Raw genomic sequence first — 7,017 nt, 5'->3', positions numbered from 1 at the left:
CGCCCGGGCCGGGCGGGGTGGGTGGGCTGCGCAAGGTGGCGGGGTATGTGGGGCGTAACTATGTTGTGGGCATCACCGACTTGGGCGGTGCAAGTTCCAGTGTCACGCTTTCTGCGGGGGTGCGTACCCGTTTGTTCTCGGCCACGGGCCGCGGCGCATTGCGTTCCTGCGGGCTGTTTACCGATTCGAACCGCAACATGCGAGCAGAGGTGGTCATCGACGGCGTGCTCGCAATCGACACCGGAACTGTGAGCGTACCGGCGACACGCTTCTTCGCGCCAGTGGGTTACTGGCCCTCTGGTGCATCGTTTTATCTGTGGGATTGGGTGCCCTTCGATGCTTCGGTGGAGGTCTTTTTCACCGCCAGTACCGCGATGACCAACTCCTTTGTTTGCATTGCAGACATCCACCAGTGAGGCGCCCATGACCGACACCACGACCTATTACGTCGGCGGCGCCACCGTCATCGTGCAGGGCGCGCCCGCACAAGCCTCGCCCGTGCCCGCCTCCGTCACCATGCGCCAAGCGCGCCGCGCCCTGCACGCCGCCGGCCTGCTGCCGCAGGTGGAGGCGGCCATCAACGCCATGCCCGAGCCGCAGCGCACCGCGGCGCGCATCGAGTGGGAGTACAGCTCCGTCGTGCAGCGGCACAACGGCTTCGTCTCGCAGCTTGCGCCCGCGCTGGGGATGACGGATGCCCAGCTCGATGCCCTGTTCATCACCGCATCGGAGATCCCATGAGCATCCGCAAAACCCTCTGCGCCTGGCTGGGCTGCTGCACCCTGCCGACCCCCATCGTGCCCACCGGCCCAGGCGCCGCGCCCGCGCGGCCGCTGGTGGGGATTTATGGCGACAGCCTCACGGTGGGCACCGTCGAGGGCCAGCCCAACAACATCAACCACGTGCCGCCGGTGCGCCGCATCAACGAGCACGCACGGGGCCGGTTCTTTGGCATCAGCTACGGCCGCCCGGGCGCCACGGCGGGCGATGCCATTGCCGGTGCCTGGGGCCTGGTGTACGCCCGCTGGGCAGAGCACGTTGCCCAGGCGCCCGACCATGTGATGGTGCTGCGCTTTGGCGGGGCCGACTACCTGCTGGGCGTGCCGCCGGCCGACTTTGTGGCCCACCTGCGCACGCTGGTGCAGCAGGCCCAGGCCGCAGGCAAAGCCGTGGTGCTGGTGGGCATCCCCGACCTGACGCCCGGCGTGCTCGGCTTTGACGGCCTGGTGCGCCAGGTGGCCCAGGCCGAGGGCGTGCGCTACATCGACCTGAGCGGCGTGGCCATCAACCCGGGCGACCAGCCCGACGGTTTCCACCCCGGGCAGGCGCTGTCTGATCGCATCGCAGAGGTCATCGCGCGCGAGCTGCTCGACATCATTGGCGCGGGAGGGTAGGGCATGCAGGTTGCGTTCTACAAGGGTCGCAAGCGGCTGTTCAACCGCCTGGTGAGCTGGTGGCTGCGCGGTCCGTACAGCCACTGCGAGCTGGTGGTGCGCATCGATGGGGCAGGGCAGGCGAGCTGCCTGTCCAGCAGCTTCGTGGATGGCGGCGTGCGCCTCAAGTGCATGTGGCTCAACCCCGAGCACTGGGACGTGGTGCCCCTGCCGGGCTACGTCTCGCCCAGCGTGGCCTATCAGTGGGCCTATGACCACGCGGGCGCGGGCTACGACGTGCTGGGCCTGATCGGCTTCGTCTGGCGGCCGCAGCGGGGTGCGCCGCGCCGCTGGTTCTGCAGCGAGGCCGTGGCCGCCGTGCTGGGCTACCCGGAGCCCTGGCGCTTTGACCCCATGACGCTGTGGGCCGCCCTGGCGGGCCGAACGCAGCAACACAACAACATCACCGAGGGAGTGCATGCCTGAACCAACCACCAGCAGCGGCCTGAGCCTGGCCGCCGTCTCCATCGCGCTGCTCGGCCCGCTGGCCGGGCCCTATGTGGTCATCGTCTTTGCGGCGCTGGCCGGGGCGCTGTGGCCCCTGTCTGCTGCAGAAACCATGGGCCGCGCTGCGGGCGCCTGGCTGCTGCTGCGCTGCACGCTCACGGCCGTGGTGCTCACCGGGGCTCTGTCGGTGTGGCTGCAGTCGTACTGGGCCGTGTCGGCCACCGATGCGCTGGCGCCCGTGGCGTTTGCCATTGGCGCGCTTGGCAACGGCTGGCGGCCGGTGTTCGACGGCCTGGGCGCCGCACTGCAGGCCATCGCCCAGCGCTTGGGCGGCAACGCAAACGGAGGGCCCCGCGCATGAGCGCTCTGCTGATCGCGCACGAGTTAGTGTGCCTGCTGCTGTTCGTGTCGGTGTTCTGCCGCTTTGTGCGCACCGACCACAACACCCGCCCGCAGATCCGCTTCGCCTTCTGGGTGCTGGGCAGCGTGGCCGCCTTGGGCATGGCCTGGCCTGTGGCGGGCTGGCCGCTGGCATGGTTTGGCGTAGCGCTGGCCGCCGCCGTGGTGCTGGTGCAGTGGGTCACGTCCGTGTACTGGCGCCGGGGCGCGCCCGCCCAGTTCTGCAACACCACGCCCGAGCAGGAGCCGCGCACATGACCCAGCTCATCACCCCCCACCTGCTGCGCGCCGCAGGCGCCACCGAGGCCCTGGCCCAGCGCTGGCTGCCGCATGTGCGCGCGGCCTGCGGGCTGTACGGCATCGACACGCCAGCGCGGCTGGCCGCCTTCCTTGCACAGATCGGGCACGAGAGCGGCGGCTTTCGCTACACCACCGAAATCTGGGGGCCCACGCCCGCGCAGCAGCGCTATGAGGGCCGGGCAGACCTGGGCAACACCCAGCCGGGCGACGGTGCGCGGTACAAGGGCCACGGCCTGATCCAGACCACCGGCCGCTACAACCACGCCCGCGTGCGCGACCGCCTGCGCGCACGCCTTGGGCCCGATGTGCCCGACTTCGAGGCCCAGCCCGATCTGCTGGCCGCCGACGAGTGGGCCGCCACCAGCGCCGCCGACTACTGGGACGACAAGGGCCTCAACACCCTGGCCGACCAAGACACGCCCGAGGCCTTCCTGCAGATCACGCGCAGCATCAACGGCGGCATCAACGGTCACGCCGACCGCGTTGCCCGCTGGGACCGCCTGCGCGTGCTGCTGGCAGGCCCCGCGCCCGATGTGCCCGTGCAAGACCTCTCCACCCCCTATGTGCACACCAACCAGCCCAGCGCCACGCCAGCCCGTGCACCGCTGCTGCAGCGCCTGGGCGACTTCATCAGCCCGGCCGCGCTGGCCGCAGACACCACCCCCCGCCAGGAGCCACCCATGCCCCCCTTCATCGCCGCCGTGCTGCCCAGCCTGATCGACCTAGTGCCCAAGCTCGGCACCCTGTTTGCAAGCGGCAGCGCCACCAGCGAGCGCAACATCAAGGCCGCCCAGATCGTGGTGGACGCCGCCAAAGCCGCCATCCAGGCCAAGAATGAGCAGGACCTGCTGGAGCAGGTGCAGGCCAACCCCGACGCCGCCCAGGCCGTGCGCGCCGCCATCGAGGCCAAGTGGTTCGAGCTGACCGAGGTGGGCGGCGGCCTGCAGGCCGCCCGCGCCGCCGACCAAGCGTTTGCCGCAGGCCCGGCCCGCCCGTGGAACAGCCCCAGTCTGTGGATTGCCCTGGCCCTGCTGCCGCTCGTGTACGCCGTGGTCGGCAGCGTGGTGGGCTGGTGGGGCACGCCGTTTTCCGACGATGTGCGCAGCGCCATCGCCAATGGCGTGATGAGCCTGGTGCTGGGCGGCCTCATCGGCTACTACTTCGGCCAGACCACCAGCCGCAACCGCACCCCGGGCGGGCAGTGATGCGCCAGGCACCCGCCCAAGCCGCAGGCCAGCCCACCGCCCGCGGCGGCGCCCGCAGCCCCCACCAGCTGCAGGCCCGCCGCCGCCGCGATGAGCGCGAAGCCCAGCGCCAGATCCACGAGCGTGCTGAGCGCGTGGCAGAGCCGCGCAATGACGATGGACCGCTGCCTCGGATTGACTGACGGACGTAAAAAAGCCCGCGCGGGGCGGGCTTCCAGTGCGGTGTTGTCTGTTGTTTAAAAGATCTTGTTGAAGCGCAGTGGGTTGAGGTTGAAAAGGCCTGCGCAGTTGATCGTGGAAGAGTAGGCTGCGCCGGACGAGCTGGCGCTCGTAGTGTTTGCCGTGAAGCTCGTTCCGGTGAAATTCACAGTGATCCGCACGTTGCACTGATTGAACGCCAGTTGCCCGCTCAGATTGGCGATATTGCCGCTGATATTGCCCTGCAGCAGCTGCCAGGTGTTTACCTGGCGGGGGTACACCGTGCCGATCTGCGTGCTGAAGAAGATGTTGGATGCAGGGATGATCTCGTACTGCGTCACGACAATCCGATCGCCGTTGGTCAGCACCGAGACGTAGTTGTTGGAGTTGGTCGCGTCAACGTAGATGCCGTCATAGGGGCCGGATGCACTGGCGGCTGTTGCGGACAAGGCAATGACGGCGGCGATGGCAGTCTTCTTCAAGTGGTTCTCCTGTTGCGGGTTGTGATTTTCGTAATTCTGTGAGTCAGGGTGCGGTTGTCCAGTAAAAAACGGTCGTGTATCGATCTACTCACTTCTGGCTGCGGCCCTTTCGCCATTCCCAGGGGGCCTCCGCATGCTGGCCCCAAAGGCCCCGACCTGCCTCTCGGGCGTCGCCCTCGGCGATGCTGTACATCTGGCGATCGCCAACGCTCTGTTCCCTTTGATACGCCTTATAGTGCCAAGCCATTCCGGCCTCGATCTGCCTGAGCCCACAGTCCGCACCTGACACGATCACCTTGCCGACCGTCCGCCCGTAGCGGTCGCGCTTGCCGCCCTCGATCTCGGCGGCGCGCCCGTAAGCGCAGGCGCTCAGGCTCCACTTTGACCGGCTGCCGAACGGCTGGTCTTTCTCGGGCGCATCGATCCCCGCCACCCGCACGGTGACCGTTTGCATGTCCTCGGTCAGCACCTTCACGGTGTCGCCATCCGTCACGCCGATGACCACGCCGCGGAGCGTTTCGGCTTGAGCGCCGGTAACCAGCCCGGCGGCCAACATCAGCAGTGCAATCTGTTTCTTCATCGTCCTATGCCCGTGCAATCGGCACATCATCCCATCGGGTGGTGTACTGCGGCGTACGGCGCTCCTGGCGCATCTCCCACTCGCGGCCGGCGCGCACAGTGGCACCGGTGCTGCCTACGTGCAGCGTGCCCTTCCCGTACCGCCCGTTGATCTTGTCCATGGCCTGCATGAGCCTACTGCGGTCCCTGGCTTCATCGGCGTCTAGATCCAGCTCGGCCTGGTGCGCCTGGGCATCCGACAGGTCCAGCAGCATCACGCCGGCCTTGGCCAGCCGGTAGCCCGGTTCGTACACGCGCCGGATGCCCGACAGCGCAGCGTCCACCAGCAGCCGCGTGTCGGCCGTGGGCCGGCGCAGCGGCACCACCACGCTCTTGTGCATGTGTGGCGGCGGCCGGAAGGGGCTGGTGTGGGCAAACACCAGCACCTGCCCGGCTAGGCTGCCCTGGCGGCGGAGCTTTTCCGCAGCACGGCTGGCGAACTCGCTGACGGCCTGCTCCAGTGGCTCCAGGTCCGTCACCGCCTGACCGAAGGAGCGCGTACAGGCGATCTCCTTCTTCGGTGCCGGTGCATCCTCCAGGTCGATGCACGGCAGGCCCTGCAGCTCGCGCACCGTGCGCTCAAGCACCACGCTCCAGCGGCGCCGCACGGTGGCCGGGTCCAGCCGCGCGAGATCCAGCACCGTGTGCACGCCGCCATCGTGCAACTGCTTGGCGATGCGACGGCCCACGCCCCAGACCTCACCCACCTCCGTCCGGGCGAGCACTTCCTCGAACGCTTCCCGGGGCAGCGCGGCCAAGTTGCACACCTGGGCCAGTTCAGCCGGGTAGCTGCCCGGCTTGCGCTCCGCGGTCTTGGCGACGTGGTTGGCCAACTTGGCCAATGTCTTCGTCTGCCCGATGCCCACGCCACAGGGGATGCCGATCCAGCGCTCAATGCGCTCGCGGATGGCGCGCCCGCGGCGCGTGAGGTCGCCGCGCACGCCGGCCAAGCCCACAAAGGACTCGTCAATCGAGTACACCTCCTGCTGCGGGCCTAGGCCAGCTACCAAGCTCATCATGCGGTCGCTCATGTCGCCGTAGAGCGTGAAGTTGGCGCTGAGCGCCACAAGGCCATGGGTTTCCTCGAAGTGGCGGATCTGGAACAACGGCGCGCCCATGGCGATCCCCAAGGCCTTGGCCTCATTGCTACGGGCGATGGCGCAGCCATCGTTGTTCGACAGCACGACCACCGGGCGGTCGCGCAGCGCCGGACGGAACACCCGCTCGCACGACACATAAAAGTTGTTGCCGTCCACCAGCGCAAACACAGCCGCTCTCCCGCATGCGTTCAGACAGCAAAGATCTGGACAACGCCTCTGACCACGCCCCACACCTCGATGGTCTGGCCGTCACGGGGCACGATGTCCGGGTAGGTGGGGTTGGCGGCGCGCAGTCGTACGCGGCCGGCTCGCTCGTGCAGGTACTTCACCGTGCACTCGGTATCGACCACGGCCAGCACGACATGGCCACTGCGCGGTCGCACTGCGCGATCCACCGCGACGATGGAGCCATCATGGATACCCGCCTCGCGCATGGAGTCGCCCTTCACGCGCCAGTAGAAGGTGGACTGTGGATGGCGCACCAGCAGCTTCATCACGTCCAGCCGCTCCACCACGAAATCGTCAGCTGGCGACGGGAACCCGGCCGGCACAGCCACGCGCGCCATGGGCAGTGCCAGAGCAGGCGCGTCAATGTCCGCCGGGACGGGCGAACAGCTTTGAAAAATACTGTTCATTCATACAGTATAAGCCCGGCCGTATGAGCAGGTTGGCTCGGGGAAAAGCCGTCTAACAAACCCGGCCGCCCCCTCTGAGAAATTGGCATTTCTCAGCCTCTGGCGTTAGACGATAGGCGGCTAAGATGTTGTTTTTGCAGGTTTTTGCTTCTGCTTTGGGAGCAGAGGGTCGCGAGTTCGAATCCCGCCGCTCCGACCAT

At 67.7% G+C, this 7,017-nt stretch carries 12 protein-coding genes; 8 read left to right on the top strand and 4 right to left on the bottom strand.

What is annotated here, in order from left to right:
* The 8 genes from ABD866_RS10760 to ABD866_RS10725 all read left to right on the top strand — a co-directional run.
* Positions 1-416, top strand: a 416-nt coding sequence (locus ABD866_RS10760; protein ID WP_345064530.1) for a hypothetical protein, incomplete at its 5' end; no start/stop codon positions are given.
* 7 nt (positions 417-423) lie between these two features.
* A complete protein-coding gene (locus tag ABD866_RS10755; protein ID WP_345064528.1) occupies positions 424-741 on the top strand; it encodes a hypothetical protein in 318 nt (105 codons plus the stop codon).
* A complete protein-coding gene (locus ABD866_RS10750) occupies positions 738-1,394 on the top strand; it encodes an SGNH/GDSL hydrolase family protein (RefSeq protein ID WP_345064525.1) in 657 nt (218 codons plus the stop codon). The genes ABD866_RS10755 and ABD866_RS10750 overlap by 4 nt, the downstream gene beginning before the upstream one ends.
* Before the next feature lie 3 nt (positions 1,395-1,397).
* Positions 1,398-1,859: a hypothetical protein gene (locus ABD866_RS10745; RefSeq protein ID WP_345064523.1), complete on the top strand. Its 462-nt coding sequence runs from the start codon at positions 1,398-1,400 to the stop codon at positions 1,857-1,859.
* Complete coding sequence (locus ABD866_RS10740; protein WP_345064520.1) at positions 1,852-2,241, top strand: hypothetical protein; 390 nt, start codon at positions 1,852-1,854, stop codon at positions 2,239-2,241. Before ABD866_RS10745 ends, ABD866_RS10740 begins: the two co-directional genes overlap by 8 nt.
* On the top strand, positions 2,238-2,537 hold the full coding sequence (locus ABD866_RS10735; RefSeq protein ID WP_345064517.1) for a hypothetical protein: 300 nt from the start codon (positions 2,238-2,240) through the stop codon (positions 2,535-2,537). Before ABD866_RS10740 ends, ABD866_RS10735 begins: the two co-directional genes overlap by 4 nt.
* Positions 2,534-3,784, top strand: coding sequence for a glycoside hydrolase family 19 protein (locus ABD866_RS10730; RefSeq protein WP_345064513.1), 1,251 nt, complete (start codon positions 2,534-2,536; stop codon positions 3,782-3,784). Before ABD866_RS10735 ends, ABD866_RS10730 begins: the two co-directional genes overlap by 4 nt.
* A complete protein-coding gene (locus ABD866_RS10725; RefSeq protein WP_345064510.1) occupies positions 3,784-3,966 on the top strand; it encodes a hypothetical protein in 183 nt (60 codons plus the stop codon). The genes ABD866_RS10730 and ABD866_RS10725 overlap by 1 nt, the downstream gene beginning before the upstream one ends.
* A gap of 54 nt (positions 3,967-4,020) precedes the next feature.
* Here ABD866_RS10725 and ABD866_RS10720 read toward each other — a convergent pair whose 3' ends face one another.
* From ABD866_RS10720 to ABD866_RS10705, 4 genes are all read right to left on the bottom strand, one after another.
* Positions 4,021-4,464, bottom strand: coding sequence for a hypothetical protein (locus ABD866_RS10720; protein WP_345064507.1), 444 nt, complete (start codon positions 4,462-4,464; stop codon positions 4,021-4,023).
* A gap of 88 nt (positions 4,465-4,552) precedes the next feature.
* Positions 4,553-5,044: a thermonuclease family protein gene (locus ABD866_RS10715; protein ID WP_345064504.1), complete on the bottom strand. Its 492-nt coding sequence runs from the start codon at positions 5,042-5,044 to the stop codon at positions 4,553-4,555.
* 4 nt (positions 5,045-5,048) lie between these two features.
* The gene (locus ABD866_RS10710; protein WP_345064501.1) at positions 5,049-6,350 is read right to left on the bottom strand and encodes a Y-family DNA polymerase; all 1,302 of its coding nucleotides are present in this window, start codon (positions 6,348-6,350) and stop codon (positions 5,049-5,051) included.
* A gap of 20 nt (positions 6,351-6,370) precedes the next feature.
* Complete coding sequence (locus ABD866_RS10705) at positions 6,371-6,817, bottom strand: LexA family protein (protein WP_345064498.1); 447 nt, start codon at positions 6,815-6,817, stop codon at positions 6,371-6,373.
* Positions 6,818-7,017: the final 200 nt, after the last annotated feature.

It is taken from the genome of Acidovorax lacteus, from assembly GCF_039540375.1.
GTDB classification, from domain to species: Bacteria; Pseudomonadota; Gammaproteobacteria; order Burkholderiales; family Burkholderiaceae_C; genus Acidovorax_G; species Acidovorax_G lacteus.
The sequence above is the reverse complement of the archived record's forward strand: the minus strand, read 5'-3'. Positions and strand labels throughout refer to the sequence as shown.

What these genes read in the sequence shown, in the direction of transcription:
- ABD866_RS10750 (WP_345064525.1), top strand. Translation starts at nt 738, where the DNA reads ATGAGCATCCGCAAAACCCTCTGCGCCTGGCTGGGCTGCTGCACCCTG.
- ABD866_RS10730 (WP_345064513.1), top strand. Translation starts at nt 2,534, where the DNA reads ATGACCCAGCTCATCACCCCCCACCTGCTGCGCGCCGCAGGCGCCACC.
- ABD866_RS10725 (WP_345064510.1), top strand. Translation starts at nt 3,784, where the DNA reads ATGCGCCAGGCACCCGCCCAAGCCGCAGGCCAGCCCACCGCCCGCGGC.
- ABD866_RS10740 (WP_345064520.1), top strand. Translation starts at nt 1,852, where the DNA reads ATGCCTGAACCAACCACCAGCAGCGGCCTGAGCCTGGCCGCCGTCTCC.
- ABD866_RS10705 (WP_345064498.1), bottom strand. Translation starts at nt 6,817, where the DNA reads ATGAACAGTATTTTTCAAAGCTGTTCGCCCGTCCCGGCGGACATTGAC.
- ABD866_RS10745 (WP_345064523.1), top strand. Translation starts at nt 1,398, where the DNA reads ATGCAGGTTGCGTTCTACAAGGGTCGCAAGCGGCTGTTCAACCGCCTG.
- ABD866_RS10755 (WP_345064528.1), top strand. Translation starts at nt 424, where the DNA reads ATGACCGACACCACGACCTATTACGTCGGCGGCGCCACCGTCATCGTG.
- ABD866_RS10735 (WP_345064517.1), top strand. Translation starts at nt 2,238, where the DNA reads ATGAGCGCTCTGCTGATCGCGCACGAGTTAGTGTGCCTGCTGCTGTTC.
- ABD866_RS10715 (WP_345064504.1), bottom strand. Translation starts at nt 5,044, where the DNA reads ATGAAGAAACAGATTGCACTGCTGATGTTGGCCGCCGGGCTGGTTACC.